Genomic DNA, 21,449 nt, shown 5'->3' with positions numbered 1-21,449 from the left:
TCAGCTCCAGATCTCGCCGGCACCATCGCCGGGGCATCACAGACGGCGGCCGGTCAGCTCCAGTCACTGTCCACGTGGTTGTCCCGCCACCGTCCGCCCACCGGCGGGGTGTCCAGTCGCATCCCCTCGTCGGCGTTGCCGGCCAGGTCGTTGTCCTCGACCCGGCAGTCCACGCAACTGCCCCGCTCGGTGATCCACAGCCCGTGTGTCTGGGTCGGGTTGTCGTGGTTGTCCCAGACCCGGTTGCCCCGGATGGTGGCCGAGTCGAACGGCGCGTCGATGGTGATCCCGGCCCGCAGCTTCGGCGCGGCGGCCAGCTCGTATCCGCATCCCGGCGGTGGCACGTCCCCGCTCCACGCGCTGAACGCGTCCGGGCGGACCGGGGCGAGGGTGAGTTCGTCGCCGGTGTTGGAGGCCACCATGGCCACGGCCTTCCCGACCCGCAGGACCTTGCCCCGGTGCCCGTCGTGCGGCCAGTTGGCCGACCGGTCCACCAGGCACCGCTCGCTGTAACGGACGGCGTCGCCGGTACCGCCGGTGCCCTCGCCGTACTGCCGTCCGTTGTTGCGGATCCGGTTGTTCAGGACCACCGCGTCGGTCATCTGGTGGTCGATCCGGACCGCGTCGAGGCCGTTGCCCCAGAACTCGTTGCTCTCGATCACCACGTCCCGGATCGAGCCCCGGTAGCCGCGCCCGAGGTCGTGCGAGTGATAGCCGTGCCGGCCGTTGCCGCTGATCCGGTTGCCCCGGACGGTGTACGGGCCGGGGCTGTTGCCGATGCTGACCCCGTCGCACATGTTGCCGTCTATGACGCAGTCGGTGAGCAGGCCGCCCCGCCCGGCCACCGACGAGGTCCCCTGCGCGGACACGTCGAACCCGGTCTCCAGGTTCCCGGTCATGGTGCAGGCGGAGACGATCAGGCCGTCGGCGCCCCAGTCGGAAATGCCGAAGCGGTTGCCCTGGCTGTGGCAACCGATGATGCGGTAGCCGCGCGGCGGCGCCCAGTAGTCCTTCTGTAGCTCCAGGAAGATGCCGTTGGTGCCGTTGGCCAGGGCGGTGCAGTTGGCGATGGTCAGCCGCTCCACCGCTCCCCAGCCACCGATGCCGATCCCGATGCCGGCGCCGCCCATCTGCTCGCCGTTGTCCAGTCGGCCGCAGCCGACCACCACCACGCCGTCGATCAGGGAGTCCTGGAGGAAGTCGCAGCCCAGCCCGGTGGCGGCGGTGTGGTGGATGTAGAGGTTGCGGAAGACGCCCCGCACCACGTACTGGAGGCCGAGGCCCTTGGCCAGGTAGTTGTACTCGGCCATGGCGACACCGGAGCCGTCGATCTGGAAGTCGGAGAAGGTGCAGTCGGCGATGTGCCGGTACCGGTCGGCGCCGTGCTGCACAGTGGTCCAGAAGGCCAAGGGGGTGGGGTCGGCCCGGTTGCCCTCGTTGCTGAGCATGAAACGGGTCGCCGCCGGCCCGGCCCCGATCAGCGACACACCGCTGCGCCACACAGTGCCCGCGTCCCGGATCGAGTAGATGCCCGGCGGGCAGTAGATGACCCGGGCCCGTCCGTCCGAGGCGTACCCGGCGCCGAGGCGGTCCACCAGGGCCGCCAGCGCCGGCTGGTCGTTTGTCGCGCCGTCACCGGTGAGCCCGTACTCCAGCGCGTCGCAGTAGAGCGGCGCGCCGGCCGAGGCGGGTCGTCGTACCCGGACCGAGTTCAGTAGCAGCTCGTTCGCCACGGCCACGGTCGGGCTCCCTTCGACGTGTTCGGTGCGCTCCGGCGGGGCCGACTTCCCGGTGAGGCCGCCGGGAAACCCCGGCCCGATCACCGTGCCGGGCGACCCCGGCCCGATGACACCGCCGGGGAGGCCCGGACGTGCGCCGGCCCCGGCGCCGCACGGGCGGCGCCGGGGCCGAAGGGGTACGCGTCAGACGGCGGCGATCAGCAGCGCCGGACGCTCCACGCAGTCGGCGACGTGCCGCAGGAAGCCGCCGGCCACTCCGCCGTCGCAGACCCGGTGGTCGAAGGTGAGGCTGAGCTGGGTCACCTTGCGGACGGCGAGCTGCCCGTCGACCACCCACGGCTTGTCCACGATCCGCCCGACCCCGAGCAGAGCCGCCTCGGGGTGGTTGATGATCGGCGTGGAGCCGTCGACGCCGAACACCCCGTAGTTGTTCAGCGTGAAGGTGCCACCTGTCAGCCGGGCCGGGGGCAGGCTGCCGGCCCGCGCGGCGGCCGTGGTCGCCGCCAGTTCGGCGGCCAGCTCGGCGGTGGTGAGCAGCTGGGCGTCACGCAGCACCGGCACCAGGAGCCCACGGTCGGTCTGCGCGGCGATGCCAAGGTGCACCCCGGCGGACTGGACGATGCGCTGCGCCTCGGTGTCGACCCGGGCGTTGAGCTGCGGGAACCGGCGCAGTCCGCTGAGGCAGATCCGGGCCAGCAGGGCCAGGATGCTCACCGGCGCGTCGGGCGTCGCGGCGTTGATCGCGGCGCGGGTCTCCAACAGCCCGGTGGCGTCCACGTCGACCCAGATGGTCACCTCCGGGATCTCCCGCCGGCTGCGGGAGAGTTTGTCGGCGATCACCTTGCGGACGCCGGTCAGCGGGACGATGACGTCGCCGTCCCCGACCGGGGCCGACCCGACCTGCGGGTCCGGCACGGCGGCGAGCCGGGCGGCGGGCGCGGTCAGCGCGGCCTCCACGTCGGCGCGGCGGATCACGCCCCCGGGCCCGGTGCCCCGCACCGTGTCGAGGTCGACGCTGTTCTCACGGGCCAGCCGACGCACGATCGGCGAGATGACCAGAGCGGCGGTAGGCGGTGCCGGGTCGCCGGACGCGGCAGCCTTGGCGGACGTGGCGCCGGCAGCGGCGCCGGTGCCACCGGTCGGGCCGGCGACGGCCGGTTCGGGGGCCACCGCCAGGCGGGGCCGACGCCGACGGCGGGTGGCGTTGCCGTGGCCGGTGCCGTACCCGATCAGCACGTTGCCGGAGCCGGCGCGCTCCTCCTCGCGGTAGGTGGCGTGCCCGGCGGGCTCGTCGCCCCCGTCCAACGGCGCGATGGTGATCAACGGCTGGCCGACCGGGCGTACCTCACCGGCCGCGCCGTGCAGGGTGACCACCCGCCCGGCGTACGGGCAGGGCACGTCGACAACGGCCTTGGCGGTCTCCACCTCGACCACGCTCTGGTCGACGGTGACCACGTCACCCACGGCGACCCGCCACTCGACGATCTCGGCCTCGCTCAGCCCCTCGCCCAGGTCGGGCAGGAGGAAGACCTGCGTCCGTTCGACGATGGTCATGCCGCCGCCCAACGCGCGTCCGGCTGGTCGTCCCACTGGAGGCGGGCCACCGCGTCGAGCACCCGGTCCACGCCGGGCAGGTGGGTGTGCTCCAGCATCGGCGCCGGGTACGGGATGTCCAGGCCGGCGACCCGCAGCACCGGGGCGTGCAGCGCGTGGAAGCAGCGCTCCTGCACCCGGGCGGCGATCTCCGCGCCGACGCCCGCGAAGCCGGGCGCCTCCTGGATCACCACGCACCGGCCGGTACGCCGGACCGAGGCGGTGATGGTCTCGTCGTCGAACGGCACGATGGTGCGTACGTCGACGACCTCCAGGTCCCACCCCTCCTCGCGGGCGGCCTCGGCGGCCTCCAACGCGACCGGCACCGCCGGCCCGTACGCCACCAGCGTGGCGTCGCGTCCGGGCCGGCGCACGACGGCCCGGCCGAACGGCTCGTTGCGGATCGGCAGGGACGCCTCGGCGCTGGCGAAGTAGAGCTTCTTGGGCTCCATGAAGACCACCGGGTCGGGGTCCTCGATCGCCTCGCGCAGCAGCGAGTACGCGTCGTCGACGGTCGCCGGGGTGACCACCTTCAGCCCGGGGGTGTGCGCGTAGTACGCCTCGGACGAGTCGCAGTGGTGCTCGACTCCGCCGATCCCGCCCGCGTACGGCACGCGGATGACGATCGGCACGCTCAGCGCGCCCCGGGTGCGGTTGCGCAGCTTCGCGACGTGCGAGGCGATCTGCTCGAAGGCCGGGTACGCGAACGCGTCGAACTGCATCTCGACCACCGGGCGCAGGCCGGACATGGCCATGCCGACGGCGAAGCCGACGATGCCGGCCTCGGCGAGGGGGGTGTCGAAGCAGCGGTTCTCGCCGAAGCGGGCCTGGAGGCCGTCGGTGATCCGGAAGACGCCGCCGAGCGCGCCGACGTCCTCACCGAAGACGACGACCCGGTCGTCGGCGGCGAGCGCGTCGGCGAGCGCTGTGTTGAGCGCCTTCGCCATGGTGGTGGCCATCAGGCGTCACCCTCCTCGGCGTGGGCGGCGGCCAGTTCGGCGCGGACCTGCTCACGCTGTTCGATCAGCTGCGGGGTGGGCTCGGCGTAGACGTGGTCGAAGAGGCTCAGCGGGTCGACGGTGGGCTGCTCGTTCATCCGGGTCCGCAGGTCCGCCGCGTACGCCTCGGCCTGCTCGGCGATCTCGGCGACCGCCGCGTCGTCGAGCACGCCGCGGGCGCGCAGGTAGGTCTCCAGCCGGGCGACCGGGTCCCGGTCCCGCCAGGCGTCGACCTCGGCGCCGTCGCGGTAGCGAGTGGCGTCGTCGGCGTTGGTGTGCGGCTCCATCCGGTAGGTGTGCGCCTCGACCAGGAATGGTCCCTTGCCGGCGCGGGCGTGGGCGACCGCACGGGTGAGCACGGCGAGCACCGCGACCGGGTCGTTGCCGTCGACCTGCTCGCTGGGTACGCCGTAGCCGACGCCCTTGTAGGCCAGCGACGGTGCGGCGGTCTGCCGCGACAGCGGGACGCTGATGGCGTACTTGTTGTTCTGCACGAAGAAGACCACCGGCGCCTTGAACACGGCGGCGAAGTTGATCCCCTCGTGGAAGTCGCCCTCGCTGGTGGCGCCGTCACCGATGAAGGCCAGCGCCACGGTGTCGCGACCCTGGTACGCCTCACCGTGGGCCAGTCCGGCGGCGTGCACGCACTGGGTGGCGAGGGGGGTGCACTGGGGCGCTGTGTGCACCTCGGTCGGGTCGTAGCCGCAGTGCCAGTCGCCGCGCAGCAGGGTGAGCACCTCGACCGGGTCGATGCCTCGGGCAACCAGCGCCATCGACTCGCGGTACGTGGGGAAGACCCAGTCGGCGTCGCGGACCGCGAGGACCGCGCCGACCTGGCACGCCTCCTGGCCCCGCGAGGAGGGGTAGACGGCGAGCCGGCCCTGCTTGGTCAGTGCGGTCGCCTGGGTGTCGAAGCGGCGGCCGAGCACCATCCGGCGGTACAGCTCGCGCAGCACCTCGGCTGGTGGTTCGGGGTAGTCGGCGCGGGCGGGCAGCGGCGTGCCGTTCTCGGCGAGCAGGCGGACCGGCTCGGCGTCCGGTAGCAACGAGCGCGCCGGGTCGGGCGGGGTGACCGTTCGACGGGCGCGCGGGGATGCCCTGCGGACCGCCTGGGGAGTGGTCGTCACGGCGGAACCTCCTGGGACGTGTGGTGAGCCTATGCTTCCGCTTGTGGATGATTGACTCAAGATCGACACGGAAGGCGGGACGGTTGGCATGCGGAGGGCCCAGCAGTGAGCCAGGAGACCGCCGACGAAGCGAGCCGGGGCGCGGGATCGGGACGATCGGTCCGAGCCCTGGACGAGGTTGATCGGCGGATCCTCGACGAGCTGGTCCGCGACGGTCGGACGTCGGTGCGCACCCTCGCCGAACGGATCCACATCTCCCGCACCAACGCGTACGCGCGGGTGGAGCGCTTGCTCCGCGACGGGGTGATCACCGGGTTCCGGGCCCAGGTGGCGCCCGAGGCTGCCGGGCTGGGCACCTCGGCGTACATCGCCCTGACCATCGAGCAGAACACCTGGCGGGAGGTGTCGGCCGAGCTGGCCCGGGTGCGCTACATCGAGCACGCCGCGCTGCTCGGCGGTGACCACGACGTGCTCGCGCTGGCGCGCGCCCCGGACAACGCCGCGCTGCGCGACGTGGTGCTGGGCCGGGTGCAGGGCATTCCCGGGGTGCTGTCCACCCGTACCTGGCTGGTCTTCGAGGAGTTCGACGGGGCCGGCAGCCCCTGGGCGTGAGCGCCGGGCTCAGCGCTCCGGCGGGGCCTCCAGCCCGTCGCGGTCGGCCAGCTCCAGCAGCGGTTCCAGCGAGTGCCGGTCACCGTCCAGGCCGGCGTGCGGGTCGCCGCGCTCGGCGAACCGGGCCGGCATGCTGAGCACGTCGAAGTCCTCCGGACGGACCTGGTCCAGCTCCGACCAGTCCAGCGGCGCGGAGACCAGCGCGGCCGGTGTAGGCCGGATCGAGTACGCCGAGGTCACCGTGTGGTCCCGGGCCATCTGGTTGTAGTCGACGAAGACCGGACGGTCCCGTTGCTCGCGCCACCAGGTGGTGGTGACCAGGTCCGGCAGCCGGCGCTGCATCTCCCGGCCCAGCGCGAGCACCGCCCGACGGCAGTCACCGAAGCTCCACCGCGGCTCGATCGACAGGTAGACGTGCAGCCCTCGACCGCCGGTGGTCTTCGGGTAGCCGGTCATGCCCAGCTCGGCGAGGAACGCCCGCACCTCGTGCGCCACCGGCACCACCTGCTCGAAGCCGACGCCGGGCATCGGGTCCAGGTCGATGCGCAGCTGGTCGGGGCGCTCCACCTCGGCGGCGGTGACCGGCCACGGGTGGAACCGCAGGGTGCCCAGGTTGGCCGCCCAGATGACCACTGCCAACTCGCTCGGCGCGACCTCGTCGGCGGTACGGCCACTGGGGAAGGTGATGTGCGCCGTCCGCACCCACTCGGGCGCGCCGGCAGGCAGCCGCTTCTGGTAGAACGCGTCGCCCCGGTTGGTCTGCCGGGTGGCGATCGTGGCGCCTTCGAAGACACCGCGCGGCCAGCGTTCGAGCATGGTCGGCCGATCCCGCAGCGCCCGCAGGATGCCGTCACCCACCGCCAGGAAGTAGTGGACCACGTCCAGCTTGGTCAGCCCGCGCTCGGGAAAGTACGGCTTGTCGGGGCTGGAGACGCGAACCAGCCGCTCCCCCACCTGGATCTCCTCCGCCGCCGTGGCCACGCCCCGAGGGTACGACCTGCGCCCACGTCGGACGTCCACCGAGCGGACATCGGCATGGCGGATCACCGGACACGGTTACCGTCGGCGGCGCCCGGGTAGGGGGGCCGCATGGCGGAACTGGCAACCCTCTGGATCGTTCGGCACGGCGAGAGCACCGCGAACGTCGCGGCGACGCACGCCGAGGCGTCGGGCGCGGAACTGATCGACCTCACCCACCGCGACGCCGACGTGCCACTCTCCCCGACCGGCGAGGAGCAGGCTCGGGCGACCGGCCGCTGGCTGGCCGAGCTGCCGGACGCGAGGCGCCCGGATGTGGCGGTGGTGTCGCCGTACCTGCGCGCGGTGCAGACCTCGCGGCTGGCGCTGGCCGGGACCGACATCCCCGTGCACCGCGACGAGCGGCTGCGCGACCGGGAGCTGGGAATCCTCGACGGCCTGACCGGCCACGGGGTGCGGCGGCGATACCCGGACGAGGCCGAGCGCCGGGAGCGGTTGGGCAAGTTCTACTACCGGCCGCCGGGCGGGGAGTCCTGGACGGACGTGGCGTTGCGGCTGCGGACGCTGCTGGGCGACCTGCGCCGCGACCACGAGGGTTGCCGGGTGCTGCTCTTCGGCCACGACGCGCTGGTCTTCCTGCTTCGCTATCTGCTGGAGGGGTTGACCGAGGACGAGTTGATGGCGCTCACCCGGCAGGACGTGATCGCCAACTGTTCGATCACCGAGTGGTCCGCGGACGGCGACGACCGCCTGGCCCTCACCGCCTTCAACGATGTCGCGCACCTGCGTCAGCAGGGCGCCCAGCCGACCAGGGAGGACGAGATCCATGCCGAGCCGGTCTGAGGTGAAGGTGATCACCCCGGCGTTGTTGCGGGACTGGGCGCTGCCGGTGCCGGTCGGCGGAAAGGAGAGCCGGGGCACCGTGCTGGTGGTCGGCGGTTCCCGCTTCACGCCCGGCGCGGTGCTGCTCGCCGGGGTGGCCGCGTTGCGCGCCGGTGCCGGGGTGCTCCAGCTCGCCGCCGCCGAGTCCACTGCGGCCGCGCTGAGCATCCAGGTGCCCGAGGCGCTGGTGGTCGGTCTGCCGGAGACCGCCGACGGCGCGGTGGCCGCAGACCGGGACGGCCAGCTCGGCGACCTGGTCGCGCAGGCCGACGTGGTGGCGATCGGCCCCGGCCTGAAGGCGATCGACGAGACCAACCGCCTGCTGAGCCTGGTCCTGGAGGCGGCCCGTCCGGACACGTCGCTGGTGCTCGACGCGTACGCCCTCGGTGCGCTCAGCCACGCACCGGACCTGCTGGTCGGCTCGGGTCGACCCGTGGTGCTCACCCCCAACGTCACGGAGGCCGGGCACCTGCTCGGGCGGGAGCCGGGCGACGACCTGGACGCCGAGGCCGGCGAGTTGGCCGCGCGGTACGAGGCGGTCGTGTCGCTGTACGGGCACGTGGCCGCCCCGGACGGGCGGCGTTGGCGGGAGGAGAGCGGCGACGCCGGGCTGGGCACCTCCGGCAGCGGGGACGTGCTCGCCGGGTTGCTGGCGGGGCTGCTGTCCCGGGGTGCCGACCCGGCGCAGGCGGCCTGCTGGGGCTCGTTCGCGCACTCGGTGAGCGGCCAGCGGCTGATCCCCCGCTACGGCCGGATCGGCTTTCTGGCTCGGGAGTTGCTCGACGAGATCCCCCGCACCCTGGCGATGGTCTGAGGCGGTTTCACCTGTTTCCGCATTCGGCGTCGGGGTACCGGAACGCCACCAGCCGAGACTCTTACCGGGAGGTCATACCGGTGTCGACCGATGCCATCGTCCTGCTCAAAGAGGACCACAAGGAAATGCGCCGCCTGTTCAAGGCCTTCCAGGACGCCGAGGAGGGGCCGGCGAGCCAGCGGCAGAAGCTGGTGGACCAGATCCTCGAGGCACTGACAGTGCACACCTACCTGGAGAACGAGGTGATGTATCCGGAGGTCCGCCGGCTGCTGCCCGACCTGGAGGACGACATCCTGGAGTCGTACGAGGAACACCACGTCGCCGACGTGCTCTGCGCCGAGCTGGCCAGCATGGGCGCCGACGACGAGCGGTTCAACGCCAAGACGACGGTGCTGATCGAGAACGTCACCCACCACGTCGAGGAGGAAGAGCAGGAGTGGTTCCCCAAGGTCCGCGACGCGCTGGGCCGCAAGCAGCTTCAGGAGATCGGCGAGAAGATGATCGCGCTGCGCGCGGACGCGCCGCGTACCCCCACCGCGCCGAAGGCGATCAAGAAGGCGCTCGACGCGGTGACGGCCTGAGGCACCCGCTCACACCGAAGGGCCCGGCACGATGCCGGGCCCTTCGTCGTGCGCCACGGGTCAGCTGCCCGATCCCGGCTCGGCCATCCGGCGGTGCTGCTCCGACTTGAGCTTGTCCGGAATGATCTTGCCGGCGGCGGTCTGTACCTTGTTCATCAGCGAGCCCGCGGTGATCGTCTGATCACCCCTCATCATCGCCTCGAAGCCCTGCTCGGCGACCTTCGCCGGGTCGTCCTTCCTGCCCGCGCCCACCCGGGTGTCCTCCATGTCGGCCCGGTCGAAGAACTCCGTCTCGGTCGGCCCGGGCATCAGCGAGGTCACAGTGACACCGGTGTCCTTCAGCTCGTTGCGCACAGCTTCGGCGAAGGACTGCACGAACGACTTCGACGCGTTGTAGACCGCCTGGAACGGCCCCGGCATGGTGGAGGCGATCGACGAGGTGAAGAGGACCCGGCCCGCGCCCCGCTCGACCATCCCGGGCAGCAGCCGCTTCGCCAGGTGCACCGTCGAGCGCACGTTGAGGTCGACGATCTCCAACTCGTCAGCCAGGTCGGTGCCGCCGACGAAGGCGCCACCGGCGCCCCGACCGGCGTTGAGCGCCAGCGCGTCCAGCGGCCGTCCGGTCGCGGTGACCGCGGCCACCAACTCCGTCACGCCCTGCTCGCGGGCCAGGTCGACGCGGACCGACCAGATCTGCGGGCCACCGTCGCGGCGCAGCTTCTGCGCGGCCGCCTCGATGCCGTCGTCCTCGGCCGCGATCACCAGGTCGAAGCCGTGCTCGACGAACTGCGCCGCCAGCTCGTACCCGATCCCGCTGGAGGCGCCGGTCACCAGGGCGAGCGGCCGGTTGGAGGTGGGTGTGGTCATGTTCTCGACTCCTTCTGTGCGAACCCTGGCCGCACCCGCGACGGTGCGGTGGTCACCTACCGTGTGCCCCGCGACGCATCGCCCAATCACATCGGCGGGGCCGCCTCCCGGAGGGCGGCCCGAACGGCCGGTTCCGGCCCGGTAGGATCCTCCCGGGCCGTTACTGGCGCGTGGGGATGGAGAACCATCGGGGAGCGGCCTCGTCACGTGGACGTTTGCCGAGCGCCTGGGCCTTCCCGCACGTCTGTTGGAGGTCGCATGTCCCGCAACGCCGAATCCACCGCATTCCGGAGTGCCCTTGAGGTGATCCGGGCTGTCGAGCCGCGGGTCGCCGACGCCATCGGCGCCGAGCTGACCGACCAGCGGGAGTCGCTCAAGCTGATCGCCAGCGAGAATTACGCCTCCCCGGCGACGCTGCTGGCCATGGGCAACTGGTTCAGCGACAAGTACGCCGAGGGCACCGTCGGCCGCCGCTTCTACGCCGGCTGCCAGAACGTCGACACGGTCGAGGCGCTCGCCGCCGAGCACGCCCGGGAGTTGTTCGGCGCCGCGCACGCGTACGTGCAGCCGCACTCGGGCATCGACGCCAACCTGGTCGCCTTCTGGGCGGTGCTGGCCGACCGGGTGGAGTCCCCCGCCCTGAAGAAGGCCCAGGTCCGGCAGGTCAACGACCTCACCGAGGCCGACTGGTTCGCGCTGCGCCGCGAACTGGGCAACCAGCGGATGCTCGGCATGTCGCTGGACGCCGGCGGGCACCTCACCCACGGTTTCCGGCCGAACATCTCCGGCAAGATGTTCGACCAGCGCAGCTACGGCACCGACCCGACGACCGGCCTGATCGACTATGACCGGGTGGCCGAGGCCGCCCGCGAGTTCAAGCCGCTGATCCTGGTGGGTGGCTACTCGGCGTACCCCCGGAAGGTGAACTTCCGGATCCTGCGCGAGATCGCCGACTCGGTCGGCGCCACCTTCATGGTCGACATGGCGCACTTCGCCGGCCTGGTGGCCGGCAAGGTGTTCACCGGCGACTTCGACCCGGTGCCGCACGCGCACATCGTCACGACCACCACGCACAAGTCGTTGCGCGGCCCGCGCGGCGGCATGGTGCTCTGCCAGCCGGAGCTGGCCGATCAGGTCGACCGGGGCTGCCCGATGGTGCTCGGCGGTCCACTGCCGCACGTGATGGCCGCCAAGGCGGTCGCGCTCGCCGAGGCCCGCCGGCCCGACTTCGCCGACTACGCCCAGCGGATCGTCGACAACGCGCAGGCGCTCGCCGAGGGGCTGCTGCGTCGGGGCGCGACGCTGGTCACCGGCGGCACCGACAACCACCTGGTGCTGATCGACGTGTCCGGCTATGGGCTCACCGGCCGGCAGGCCGAGCAGGCCCTCCTCGACTCGGGCATCGTCACCAACCGCAACTCGGTCCCGCAGGACCCGAACGGCGCCTGGTACACGTCCGGCATCCGGATCGGCACCCCGGCGCTGACCACCCGGGGCCTGGGCACCGCCGAGATGGACCAGAACGCCGAGCTGATCCACACCGTGCTGACCCAGACCACCGCTGGCGCCAACGCCGACGGCACCCCGTCGAAGGCGAAGTACACGCTGGACGCCGGCCTGGCCGACAAGGTCGCCCGCCAGGCCACCGACCTGCTGGCCACGTACCCCCTCTACCCCGGCATCGACCTCAGCTAGCTAGCCCTCGACCGCGTCGATCATGGAGTTGTGGTGCCCGATACGGGCTGATGCACGACTTTCGTCCACCACCACAACTCCATGATCGACGAGAGCGGGCGGGTGCGGGCGGCGGGGCCGCCGCAGGCCGGCGGCCTTCAGGCCATCGGGCGCTTCAGGTGGTAGCGGTGGACCTCGGTGCTGCCCTGGACGTTGTTGACGTCCTCGGCGGCGGAGACCAACTCCCACCCCTCCCGGCCGGCGCGGTTGAGGTGCGCGATGGCGGTGTCGCCGTAGGCGGTGATGTCCTTACGTGACCCGTCCGGCGCGTACCAGACGAACGAGACGTGAAAATTGCGGCCCTGTCCCTGATAGCGACGGACGAGCAGGGCGTACTCCCAGGCAACCATGCGGCTTATTATGACCGTCCAACCAGGACGACGGCACGCGGGTCGTCGCGCATTGCCATCCGATGAACGCGGTGTGTCAACCCGCCCGGCGAGTCACCTCGTCGGTGATCAGCGCCGCGAGGCGATCCAGCCCGACGTCGATCTGCTCCGGTGTGACAGCGCTGACCGACAACCGCAACGCGTGGACCGGCGCGGTGTCGTCGTAGAAGTGCGCCATTGGCGTCCACAGCACCCCGTAGTCGCGCCCCGAGCGGTCCAGCAGCGCGTCGTCGACCGGGAACGGCACTGTCACCACCACGAAGAACCCGCCGGCCGGCACCGTCCACCGCACCGCGGGCCGGTCCGGCTGGTCCGGCTGATCGGGGAAGCGCCGGGTGAGGCCGGCCACCAGGTGACGCAGATTCCGGGTGTACGCGGATCGCTCCCGGGTGTTCGCTGCCACCAGGCTGCATCCGTGCTCCAGCAGCCGGCCGCCGATCACCGCCTGCGCGATCGGCGACGTGTTCACAGTGACCATGCTCTTGATCATGGCGAGTTGGTCGGCGAGCGGGCCGACCCGCCCGTCCGGGCCGGCAACCCGCTGGTCGGCGACGACATACCCCACCCGCGCGCCGGGGAGCACGGTCTTGGCGAACGAGCCGAGGTAGACGACCCGCCGGCCGGTGTCCAACGCCTTGAGGGTGGGCGGGCGCGGCCCGTCGTCGCTGTGGAACAGGCCGTACGGGTTGTCCTCCAGCAGCAGCAGGTCCTCCCGCGCGGCCAGGTCCAGCAACCGTTGCCGGTGGGCGGTGTCGATGCTGACCCCGGAGGGGTTGGCGAAGTCCGGCATCAGGTAGCAGGCGCGCGGCCGCAGCCCCGCCGCCCGGGCCCGGTGCACCTGGGCGGCCAGGTCGGCGAGGTCGACGCCGGCCGACCCACCGGCGACCGGCCACACCGGCAGGTCCACCAGTCGGGCCGCACCGGTCAGCCCGACGTAGGTCGGGGCTACCGCGAGCAGCACATCGGTCGGCCCGGCCCGCAACGCCCGCAGCACCAGGAACATGGCCTCCTGGCAGCCGACGGTCACCACCACGTCCTCCGGGTCGACGGTGATCCCCTCGTCGACCGCGAGGTTGCGGGCGATCAGGTGGTGCACGATGCCCTTGGTACGGCCGTACTGGAGCAGCAGCCGCCGGGCCTGCTCGGGTCGGTGCCCCAGGTCGTCGACGAGGTGCCTGTGGAAGGTGTCCAGGTGCCGGTGCACCGCCGCGAGGTCGAAGAACTCCTCGTACGGGCGGCCGGCCGCGAGGGACACCGCCGCCGGGTAGCGCTCGGACACCTCGTTGAGGAAGTTCATCGAGGTCAGCGCCGAATCACCCAGCGCGGGGTGCAGGTCGGCGACGGTAAGGTCGACCGGTTCGTCCGCGCTCATCCCTCAGCCCAGCCCGAGGGTGCGCAGCTCGCCGGCCGCCACCACGTCGGCGCAGCCGGCCAGGGTGAGCGCGTCGGTCAACTCGGCGACGAGCAGCGCCAACGCGTCCCGGGCGGCCGCTTCGCCGCCGGCTGCGAGGGCCCAGAGCAGCGGCCGGCCGACCAGCACCCCGGCCGCGCCCAACGCCAGCGCCCGCAGCACGTCGGTGCCGCACCGGATGCCGCTGTCCAGCAGCACCTGGCAGTCGTCCCCGACCGCGTCGACGACCTCCGGCAGCATGGTGACGCTCGCCGGTGAGCCGTCCAGTTGCCGCCCACCGTGGTTGGAGACGACCACCGCGTCCGCGCCGACCCGTACCGCCTCGGTCGCGTCGCGCGGGTCCAGCAGCCCTTTGACCACCAGCGGCAGGTCGACCTGCTCGCGCAGCCACGCCAGGTCCGCCCAGCGCAGCGCCGGCGCGAACGACGCGGCGGTGTGCGCGGCGATCGCGGACACCCCTGGGGCACCGGAGTGCGCCAACGCGTCGCGACCGTCGGGGAGGTTCGCGGCGACCACCTCGGCCGGCAGCCGGAACGCGTTGCGCAGGTCCCGGGGACGTCTGCCGAGCACCGGGACGTCCACTGTGACCACCAGCGCCCGGCACTTGGCCGCGACGACCCGGTCCAGCAGGTCGCGGACGAGCGCCCGGTCGCGCAACCAGTAGAGCTGGAACCAGACGTCCGCGCCCGTCCCGGTGATCTGTTCGATGGGGGTGCTGCCCAGCGTGCTGGCCAGGTACGGGATCCCGGCCGCACCGGCGGCCGCCGCCAGACCCAGCTCTCCGTCCGGGTGCACCAACCGCTGGTACGCCATCGGCGCCACACCGACCGGCATGGCGTACCGACGACCGAGCAGGTGGGTGCCGAGGTCGACGGTGTCCACCCCGCGCAGCACCCGGGGCAGCACCGCGACCCTGTCCAACGCGCGACGGTTCGCGGCGAGGGTCACCTCCGACGCGCTGCCGCCGGCCAGGTAGTCCCACACGTCCGGCGGCAGCACGGCCCGGGCACGCTCGGCGTAGTCGGCGAGCGCCACGGCCGGCAGGTCAGCCAACGCCCGCTCAGCCATCGCCCGACCCCGGGCCCGTCGCGGCATCCGGCTCGGCCGGACAATCCACCCCGCCCGGCCGGGCCGGCAGCCCGAAGCGCTCGCGGAGGAAGGCCGCAGCACTCTCCTGCGCGCGCCGCCCGTCCGTGAAGGTGCCCGGCATGGCGAAGAAGCCGTGGATCATGCCCGGGTAGTGCGCCAACCGGGTGGACACACCGGCGTCGCGCAGCCGCTCGGCGTACCGCTGTCCCTCGGCGCACAGGGGATCCAGTTCGGCGGTGATCACCAGCGCCGGCGGCAACCCGGACAGGTCGTCGGCGAGCAGCGGCGAGGCCAGCGGATCCTTGGCGTGCGCCGGGTCGGCCAGGTAGTGCGTCCGGTACCAGGCGACCGAACGGCGGTTGAACAACATCGGGTCGTCGTCCCCGGCCGGTTCGCCGCTCTGGTCGGTGTTGGGGTAGACCAGCAGCTGCGCGGCGAGCGGCGGCCCGTCGCCACGGCTGAGCACTGTGACCGCGGCGGCCAGGTTCCCGCCGGCGCTGTCCCCGCCCACCGCCAGCCGGGTCGGGTCCACTCCCCACTCGTCGGCGTGCCGGGCGATCCACGAAGTGGCGGCGTGGCAGTCGTGCACCGCCGCCGGGAAGGGGTGCTCCGGGGCGAGGCGGTAATTGACGGTGATCACCTGACAGGGCACGGCGTTGGCCAGTCGCCGGCAGATGCCGTCGGCGGTGTCGATGCTGCCGAGCGTCCAGCCGCCGCCGAAGAAGTACAGCACTGTGGGCAGCGGACCCGAACCGGTCGGCCGGTACACCCGCAGCCGCAGCTCACCGCCGGGCCCGGGGATCAGCTCGTCGCGTACCTCGGTCACCGGCTCGACCGCGCCGCTGCCGGCGCGGATCGCGGCCAGGTCCGCGGCGCGCGCCTCGGAGAGTGTCTGTGCGTACAGCGGCGGGGTGCCGGCCGCGGCACGGGCCGCCCGGTAGGCCGCCACCTCCGGGTGCACTGCCATGTCGCTCCTATCCACCGGTGCTGACCAGCAACGTGTCGATGCCGCGCAGAAACAGGCTGCCGCTGTACGTCGGCGTCTCGGTGACCGTCAGCGCGGGGAATCGGGCGAACAGCCGGGGCAGCGCGAGGCGGCCCTCCAACCGCGACACCGCAGCGCCGAGGCAGAAGTGCGGGCCCACGCCGAAGGCCAGCGACGGAGGGCCGGAACGGGTCGGGTCGAAGGTGTCCGGGGCCGGGAAGCGGGCCGGGTCCCGGTTGGCCGCCCCGATCATGATCAGCACGTTGTCGTCAGTGGCGACCGGCACGCCGTGCAGCACGGTGTCGGCCGGCGCGGCGCGGGCCAGGAAGTGCACGGGGCTCGCCATCCGCAGCACCTCGTCGACGCAGCCCTGCGCCAGCGTGGCGTCGGTGGGCAGCGCCGCGACGGTCTCCGGGTGGGCCAGCAGCAACGGCAGCCCATTGCTGAACATGTAGACAGTGGTGACGAAGCTGGCGTTGAACAGCACGATCAGGTTGCTGACCAGCTCCTCCTCGGTCAGCTCCACCTCCCCGGAGTCGAGCGCCTCGACCAACGCGCCGAGCAGGTCGTCCCCGGGCACCCGGCGGCGGTGCCCGAGCAGCTCCCGGTAGAAGGCCCGCAACTCCCGCGCGGCGGTATTGGCCGCGGCCAGCCGCTGCGGGGTCTTCCCCGCCACGTCCAGGAACTCGTCGATACACTCCACCCGCTCGCGGTACCACTGCAACTCGGCGGCCGGGATGCCGATGAACTCGGCCATCACCAGCGCCGGAAGCGGGTACGCGAAGTCGGCCACGAAGTCGACGGCGCCCTCCCCGGCGTCCGCAATCCGGTCCAGCAACTCGTCGACCACCCGCAGGATCACCGGTTCCAGCGCGCCGAGCCGCCGCGGCGTGAAGGTGCGGGAGAAGACGTGCCGCATCCGGGTGTGATCGGGTGGGTTGACGAACATCATCGAGGTCTGGAAGGTCCGCAGGATCTCCTGCTCCTCCCAGCCCGGCGGTGGCTGTTTCGTCCACTCCGGATCGCGCAGCAACCCGTCGACGAGGTCGTAGCCGACAGCGACGGCGGCGACCGTCCGATGCTCGGCGCGCGCCGGCACCGCGCTGATCGGGCCGAGCCGGTGCAGGTCCGCGTACCACGGGTACGGGTCCTGTCTGCCGTCCTCGCTGTACAGGCCGGTGAGTATCCCGTCCACGTCCACTGCCAACTCCTCCCCCGCCGATGTCGGTGACCGGGGGCGGCGGGGATCACCCGCCGCCCCCGGCCCAGGTCACAGGTCGAGCAGCCGCAGCGGCACGGCGTTTGCCAGTGCCTGGTTGCCGGCGTCGTTCGGGTGGATGTGGTCCCCCGAGTCGTACGCGGGCAGGAGCTGGCTGGGCCGTGCCGGGTCGCGCAGCACCCGGTCGAAGTCGAGCAGCCCGTCGAACTCCCGACTGCCGCGCAGGTACGCGTTCACCGCCTGGCGGGTGGCCTCCTTCTGCGGCGTCCACACGCCCGGCGCGCCGTGCCCCTCGTACGGCGTCAGCGTGGCCACCAGGCTGGTCAGCCCGCGCTGCTGGAGCTGCTGGTTGATCTGCCGCAGCGTGCCGATGATCGCCTCGGGTGAGTCGTTCGACATCCAGATGTCGTTGATGCCCAGGTGGGTGACGACGGTACGCACCCCGGTCTGGCCGAACACGTCCTCGTTGAGGCGGGCCGCCGCGTTCGGGCCGAGCTGGTAGTAGCCCGGGTAGTTGCCGTCGCCCGGCTCGGTGCCCTCGTGGTTGAGGCGGTTTCCGGCCAGGCTCAGGTTGAGCACACCCGGGGTGCGCTTGTCCGGCCGGTCGGCGAGCAGCCGGTCGGAGAGCAGGTCGGGCCAGCGCCGGTTGGCGTTGACGGTGCTGCCGTTGCCGTCGCCGATGGAGTCGCTGAGCACTACCAGCGCGCCGGGACTGCCCTTGCGCTGCACGTCGACGCCGGAGAGGAAGAACCAGCAGCAGGTGGGACGGGTGGTGAACCCGGTGCCCTCGGCCGCCCCGGTCAGATCCCCGGCGCCGATGAAGTTGGCCTGCTGGGACTGCCCGTGGAACGTGGTCGGGCCGGTCGGCGTCGGGAAGTGCACAGTGACCACCAGGTCGCTGTCGTCCGGGACCGGGAAGGCCAACGGGTCGCTGAGCAGTTCCGCGCCCCGGTTCATGGTCGCCGTGGCGGCACCGGTGAAGCTCAGCGGGCGTACCGACGCGGGTTCGATGTCGGAGAGGTCGTCGGGGGTCGCGGTGTTCGGCCGGGCCACTGTGGCGCGACCGACAGTGACGGCCTGCTCGCCGTAGAGGTTGCTCAGGCGGACCCGCAGCGCCGGGCCGCCCACGGAGACGTGCACGATCATCCGGACGCTCTGGTCGTTGAGGCCGGTGTTTGTCAACCCGACCGAGTTGCCCCGGGTGACAGCGGTGGCCCAGCTGCCCGCCCACTCGGCGCGCTCGGGTCGGCTGGCGGCGGTGCCGGACGGACCGGCGCTGGCGACGACGGCGGGTGCGCCGGCGACCAACAGCGCGGCCGCGGCGGCGATGACAGGCCATCTCTTCGGGGTTGCCGTTGCCATGGAACCTCCATCGTGTGGCAGCCCAGGGCCGTCCGCTGACGGCGCCCGCCTGGACGATGGTCCAGAAACCTAGCCGCCGCCGCTGACGGGCGTCAATCAACCTGATCGACGCGATCAAATGTCCGGCGGGCCGCTCGGACCGCCCGTCGGCACGGTTCCGACCAGCCGTTTCCCGCCTAGGCTTCCAGGCGGCGGCGGTGCGGTCGCCCATGCGCGCCACCGTCGCGTCGTCACCGGGAGCTGCCCGGGGACCGCCGCTTTCTCGGATGGGGGCTGCCGGATGACTGACGGACCCGGGCACACCACTACCTACGTGCACAGGGTGTTGGACCTCTTCGCCGAATTCGGCGACCGGGAGGCGGTGGTCGGCGCCGATCGGCGACTCACCTACACCGAGGCCGCCGCGCGGGTCCGGGCGATGGCAACGACGTTGACCCGGCACGGCGTACGTCCCGGGTCGGCGGTGCTGGTGACCGTCGCGAACGCGGTGGAGGGTCCCCTGCTGCAACTCGCCCTGCATCTGCTCGGCTGCCGGACGATGTGGGTCGCCCCGGTGACCGCGCGCCGGGAGGTCGACGAGTTCATCCGGTTGGCCCGCCCGGACGCCCTGGTCTACGACGCCCGGGACCGGGCCAGTCTGGGCCCGGAGCTGGCCGCCGCGCTGCCCGGCACACCGGTCTGCTGTCTGGGCGCGGGCGGCGCCGGCCCCGACCTCACCGCCGACACCGACGTGGCGGAGCTGCCGGCGTCAGTGCCGGCGCCCGAGTCGTTCCTGCAGACCAGCGGCACCACCGGCAGCCCGAAGCTGGTGCACCACCGGGAGAGCTTCTACGCCCAGATCCTCACCCTGGCCGCCGACTTCCGCGCCGCCGGTTTCCCGTTGCTGCGGCACCTGTCGCACTCGCCGATGTGGCTGGCCAGCGGGCAGATCACCTCACTTTTCAACCTGTTCACCGGCGGGGTGCTGTTCCTGCGCGACGACTGGGACCCGGTGGCCTTCGTGGACACCGTGCGACGGGAGCGGATCAACTCGACCTTCGTCACCCCGCCGATGCTCTACGAGGTGCTGGACCACCCGGCGCTGGTCGGCGCGGACTTCTCCGCCATGTTCATGTTCAACGTGGGCGCCGGGCCCGCCGCGCCCGCCCGGCTGCGCCAGGCCATCGCGCGGTTCGGCCCGGTGCTGCGCATCGTGTACGGCCTCAGCGAGGCCGTCGTGATCACCGCGCTACCCGGGTTGACCGACGATCCGGAGCACCCGGAGCGGTTGGGCTCCTGCGGGCGGCCCTACGGTGACGTGCGCATCGAGATCCGCGGCGACGACGGCACCGTGCTGCCGACCGGCCGCGACGGCGTGGTGTGGGTGCACACCCGGCTGAGCTTCGCCGGCTACCACGGCCAGCCGGAGCTGACAGCGCAGACGCTCGTGGACGGCTGGGTGCGGACCCGCGACATCGGTCACCTCGACGACGACGGCTACCTCTACCTGGTCGACCGGGCAGACGACGCGATCCTCACGCAACGACGGAGCTGGCCGATCTTCTGCCGCCCCATCGAGGACGTGCTGGCCGGGCACCCGCGGGTACGGGCCGCCGCCGTGATCGGCGTACCGGACGAGACGGCCGGCGAGGTGCCGTACGCGTACGTGGTGCTCGCCCCGGGCGCGACGGTCGCCGGGGCGGAGCTGATCGACCTGGTGACCGCCGAGCTGAACGAGATGTGGGCGCCGGCCGCTGTGGAGTTCGTCGACCGGTTGCCGGTGAACCGGTCCATGAAGGTGGACAAGCGGGCGCTGCGCGCACGGTACGCGGCCCGTCGGGCGGCGGCGGTCGGGGCGTGACCCCCCGCCGACAACTGGTCGTCCTGGTCAGCGCCGACCTGATCTCCAACCTGGGCACCCGCATCTCGGTGGTGACCATTCCGTGGCTGGTGCTGGTCACCACCGGCAGCCCCACCAAGATGGGCCTTGTGGCGTTCGCCGAGACCCTGCCATACCTGCTGTCCAGCGCGTTGGGCACGCCCTGGGCGGACCGGATCGGCCTGCGCCGTACCTCGATCCTCTGCGACGCGGGCAGCGCGGTGGTGATGGTCGTCGTGGCGCTGACCCCCTGGTTGGGGTTCGTCCCGCTGGTGGCGCTCGTCGCGGTGGCCGGCGCGCTGCGGGGCATCGGCGACCGGGTGAAGCACGTGATGTTCCGCCCGGTCGCGGAGGCCGCCGGAGTGCCGCTGATCCGGCTGACCTCCGCGTACGACGGGCTCAGCCGGGTGGTGACACTGTTCGGCGCCGCAGTGGGCGGCCTGCTGATCGCCGTCTTCGGAGTGACCGAGGCGATCCTCATCGACGCGGCCAGCTTCGGCGTCTGTGCGCTGCTCATCGGCGTCCTGGTCCGCCCGCCGGCCGTTCCGGCGCAACCCGCGCAGCCGGAAAGTTACCTGCGCGCCCTGCGGGGTGGCTTCAGCTACCTCGCCCGGGACCGGCCGCTGCTCGGCATGCTCGCCGTCATCTCGGCGCTGAACATGGTGGCCAACGCCAGCGTGGCCGTCTACATCCCGGTCTGGGTCGCCCGGGAGCTGCCCGGCCCGAGCGGTCTCGGCCTCGTGCTGGCCGCGTTCTCGGCGGGCGCGTTGCTGGGCAACCTGGTGTTCACAGCGCTCGGGCCTCGGCTGCCCCGGCGGCTGACGTTCCTGGTCGGCGCGCTGATCGCCGGCACACCCCGGCTGGTGGCACTGGCGATCAGCGACGAACTGCCTGTGGTGCTCGTGGTGACGTTCCTGTCCGGAATCGGCATCGCGGCGGTCAACCCGCTGCTCGGGGTGGCGCTCTACGAGCGGGTGCCGCCGGAGTTGCAGACCCGGGTGATCGGCATCGCCGGTTCGCTGGCGTTCGTCGGGTTGCCGGTCGGCGCGCTGCTCGGCGGCTGGTCGGTGGACGCCCTCGGTCTCACCCCGGCCCTGCTGACCATGGCGGCGGCGTGCCTGGTGGTCACCGCGTACCCGCTGCTGACCAGGACGTCCGGCCCGGAGGCACCGGCGCGGCCCAGCCCGCTCGCCACCCGGTAAACCCGTTGC

At 72.4% G+C, this 21,449-nt stretch carries 19 protein-coding genes and 1 riboswitch; of the genes, 7 read left to right on the top strand and 12 right to left on the bottom strand.

Annotated elements, in window-relative coordinates; translation table 11 throughout:
- Positions 1–53 precede the first annotated feature (53 nt).
- The 4 genes from AB0C19_RS23470 to pdhA all read right to left on the bottom strand — a co-directional run bounded on the left by AB0C19_RS23470 (position 54) and on the right by pdhA (position 5,490).
- On the bottom strand, positions 54–1,733 hold the full coding sequence (locus AB0C19_RS23470) for a right-handed parallel beta-helix repeat-containing protein (RefSeq protein ID WP_357188744.1): 1,680 nt from the start codon (positions 1,731–1,733) through the stop codon (positions 54–56).
- 189 nt (positions 1,734–1,922) lie between these two features.
- A complete protein-coding gene (locus tag AB0C19_RS23465; RefSeq protein ID WP_357188742.1) occupies positions 1,923–3,305 on the bottom strand; it encodes a dihydrolipoamide acetyltransferase family protein in 1,383 nt (460 codons plus the stop codon).
- Positions 3,290–4,294, bottom strand: coding sequence for an alpha-ketoacid dehydrogenase subunit beta (locus AB0C19_RS23460; protein WP_203119752.1), 1,005 nt, complete (start codon positions 4,292–4,294; stop codon positions 3,290–3,292). Before AB0C19_RS23460 ends, AB0C19_RS23465 begins: the two co-directional genes overlap by 16 nt.
- Positions 4,291–5,490, bottom strand: a complete 1,200-nt coding sequence (pdhA, locus tag AB0C19_RS23455; protein ID WP_357188740.1) for a pyruvate dehydrogenase (acetyl-transferring) E1 component subunit alpha — start codon at positions 5,488–5,490, stop codon at positions 4,291–4,293. The genes AB0C19_RS23460 and pdhA overlap by 4 nt, the downstream gene beginning before the upstream one ends.
- A 72-nt stretch (positions 5,491–5,562) precedes the next feature.
- Here pdhA and AB0C19_RS23450 point away from each other — a divergent pair, with 72 nt between their 5' ends.
- Positions 5,563–6,069, top strand: a complete 507-nt coding sequence (locus AB0C19_RS23450) for an Lrp/AsnC family transcriptional regulator (protein ID WP_357188622.1) — start codon at positions 5,563–5,565, stop codon at positions 6,067–6,069.
- 9 nt (positions 6,070–6,078) lie between these two features.
- Here AB0C19_RS23450 and AB0C19_RS23445 read toward each other — a convergent pair whose 3' ends face one another.
- The gene (locus tag AB0C19_RS23445) at positions 6,079–7,050 is read right to left on the bottom strand and encodes a DNA primase small subunit domain-containing protein (protein ID WP_357188620.1); all 972 of its coding nucleotides are present in this window, start codon (positions 7,048–7,050) and stop codon (positions 6,079–6,081) included.
- Between the two features lie 108 nt (positions 7,051–7,158).
- Between AB0C19_RS23445 and AB0C19_RS23440 the strand changes: the two genes are divergently transcribed.
- From AB0C19_RS23440 to AB0C19_RS23430, 3 genes are all read left to right on the top strand, one after another.
- A complete protein-coding gene (locus AB0C19_RS23440; RefSeq protein WP_357188618.1) occupies positions 7,159–7,890 on the top strand; it encodes a histidine phosphatase family protein in 732 nt (243 codons plus the stop codon).
- Complete coding sequence (locus AB0C19_RS23435; protein WP_357188616.1) at positions 7,874–8,743, top strand: NAD(P)H-hydrate dehydratase; 870 nt, start codon at positions 7,874–7,876, stop codon at positions 8,741–8,743. The genes AB0C19_RS23440 and AB0C19_RS23435 overlap by 17 nt, the downstream gene beginning before the upstream one ends.
- Before the next feature lie 80 nt (positions 8,744–8,823).
- Complete coding sequence (locus AB0C19_RS23430; protein WP_357188614.1) at positions 8,824–9,324, top strand: hemerythrin domain-containing protein; 501 nt, start codon at positions 8,824–8,826, stop codon at positions 9,322–9,324.
- A gap of 60 nt (positions 9,325–9,384) precedes the next feature.
- Here AB0C19_RS23430 and AB0C19_RS23425 read toward each other — a convergent pair whose 3' ends face one another.
- Positions 9,385–10,191, bottom strand: coding sequence for an SDR family NAD(P)-dependent oxidoreductase (locus AB0C19_RS23425; protein ID WP_357188612.1), 807 nt, complete (start codon positions 10,189–10,191; stop codon positions 9,385–9,387).
- A 149-nt stretch (positions 10,192–10,340) separates the two neighbouring features.
- Positions 10,341–10,430: riboswitch (ZMP/ZTP riboswitch) on the top strand.
- A 19-nt stretch (positions 10,431–10,449) separates the two neighbouring features.
- On the opposite strand from AB0C19_RS23425, the gene AB0C19_RS23420 reads away from it, so the two are divergent.
- Complete coding sequence (locus AB0C19_RS23420) at positions 10,450–11,886, top strand: glycine hydroxymethyltransferase (RefSeq protein ID WP_357188610.1); 1,437 nt, start codon at positions 10,450–10,452, stop codon at positions 11,884–11,886.
- A gap of 137 nt (positions 11,887–12,023) precedes the next feature.
- Here AB0C19_RS23420 and AB0C19_RS23415 read toward each other — a convergent pair whose 3' ends face one another.
- The 6 genes from AB0C19_RS23415 to AB0C19_RS23390 form a co-directional block, all read right to left on the bottom strand.
- A complete protein-coding gene (locus AB0C19_RS23415) occupies positions 12,024–12,284 on the bottom strand; it encodes a hypothetical protein (RefSeq protein ID WP_091397680.1) in 261 nt (86 codons plus the stop codon).
- A gap of 67 nt (positions 12,285–12,351) precedes the next feature.
- Positions 12,352–13,686 (bottom strand): PLP-dependent aminotransferase family protein, encoded by a 1,335-nt coding sequence (locus tag AB0C19_RS23410; protein ID WP_357188608.1) that lies wholly within the window; start codon positions 13,684–13,686, stop codon positions 12,352–12,354.
- A 3-nt stretch (positions 13,687–13,689) separates the two neighbouring features.
- Positions 13,690–14,793 carry an alpha-hydroxy acid oxidase gene (locus AB0C19_RS23405; protein WP_357188605.1) on the bottom strand — a complete coding sequence of 368 codons (1,104 nt, stop codon included), beginning with the start codon at positions 14,791–14,793 and terminating at the stop codon, positions 13,690–13,692.
- Positions 14,786–15,781, bottom strand: coding sequence for an alpha/beta hydrolase (locus AB0C19_RS23400; RefSeq protein ID WP_357188603.1), 996 nt, complete (start codon positions 15,779–15,781; stop codon positions 14,786–14,788). Before AB0C19_RS23400 ends, AB0C19_RS23405 begins: the two co-directional genes overlap by 8 nt.
- A gap of 7 nt (positions 15,782–15,788) precedes the next feature.
- Entirely contained in the window at positions 15,789–17,000 is a 1,212-nt protein-coding gene (locus AB0C19_RS23395) for a cytochrome P450 (RefSeq protein WP_357188601.1), read from the bottom strand.
- A gap of 69 nt (positions 17,001–17,069) precedes the next feature.
- Entirely contained in the window at positions 17,070–18,347 is a 1,278-nt protein-coding gene (locus AB0C19_RS23390) for an SGNH/GDSL hydrolase family protein (protein ID WP_357188738.1), read from the bottom strand.
- 313 nt (positions 18,348–18,660) lie between these two features.
- On the opposite strand from AB0C19_RS23390, the gene AB0C19_RS23385 reads away from it, so the two are divergent.
- Together AB0C19_RS23385 and AB0C19_RS23380 are read left to right on the top strand one after the other, a co-directional pair.
- A complete protein-coding gene (locus tag AB0C19_RS23385) occupies positions 18,661–20,220 on the top strand; it encodes an AMP-binding protein (RefSeq protein ID WP_357188599.1) in 1,560 nt (519 codons plus the stop codon).
- A complete protein-coding gene (locus AB0C19_RS23380) occupies positions 20,217–21,440 on the top strand; it encodes an MFS transporter (RefSeq protein ID WP_357188597.1) in 1,224 nt (407 codons plus the stop codon). The genes AB0C19_RS23385 and AB0C19_RS23380 overlap by 4 nt, the downstream gene beginning before the upstream one ends.
- Positions 21,441–21,449: the final 9 nt, after the last annotated feature.

This window comes from Micromonospora sp. NPDC048842, assembly GCF_040649935.1.
Classification (GTDB): Bacteria; Actinomycetota; Actinomycetes; order Mycobacteriales; family Micromonosporaceae; genus Micromonospora; species Micromonospora hortensis.
The sequence above is the reverse complement of the archived record's forward strand: the minus strand, read 5'-3'. Positions and strand labels throughout refer to the sequence as shown.

What these genes read in the sequence shown, in the direction of transcription:
- AB0C19_RS23410 (WP_357188608.1), bottom strand. Translation starts at nt 13,686, where the DNA reads ATGAGCGCGGACGAACCGGTCGACCTTACCGTCGCCGACCTGCACCCC.
- AB0C19_RS23405 (WP_357188605.1), bottom strand. Translation starts at nt 14,793, where the DNA reads ATGGCTGAGCGGGCGTTGGCTGACCTGCCGGCCGTGGCGCTCGCCGAC.
- AB0C19_RS23435 (WP_357188616.1), top strand. Translation starts at nt 7,874, where the DNA reads ATGCCGAGCCGGTCTGAGGTGAAGGTGATCACCCCGGCGTTGTTGCGG.
- AB0C19_RS23440 (WP_357188618.1), top strand. Translation starts at nt 7,159, where the DNA reads ATGGCGGAACTGGCAACCCTCTGGATCGTTCGGCACGGCGAGAGCACC.
- AB0C19_RS23420 (WP_357188610.1), top strand. Translation starts at nt 10,450, where the DNA reads ATGTCCCGCAACGCCGAATCCACCGCATTCCGGAGTGCCCTTGAGGTG.
- AB0C19_RS23400 (WP_357188603.1), bottom strand. Translation starts at nt 15,781, where the DNA reads ATGGCAGTGCACCCGGAGGTGGCGGCCTACCGGGCGGCCCGTGCCGCG.
- AB0C19_RS23425 (WP_357188612.1), bottom strand. Translation starts at nt 10,191, where the DNA reads ATGACCACACCCACCTCCAACCGGCCGCTCGCCCTGGTGACCGGCGCC.
- AB0C19_RS23385 (WP_357188599.1), top strand. Translation starts at nt 18,661, where the DNA reads ATGACTGACGGACCCGGGCACACCACTACCTACGTGCACAGGGTGTTG.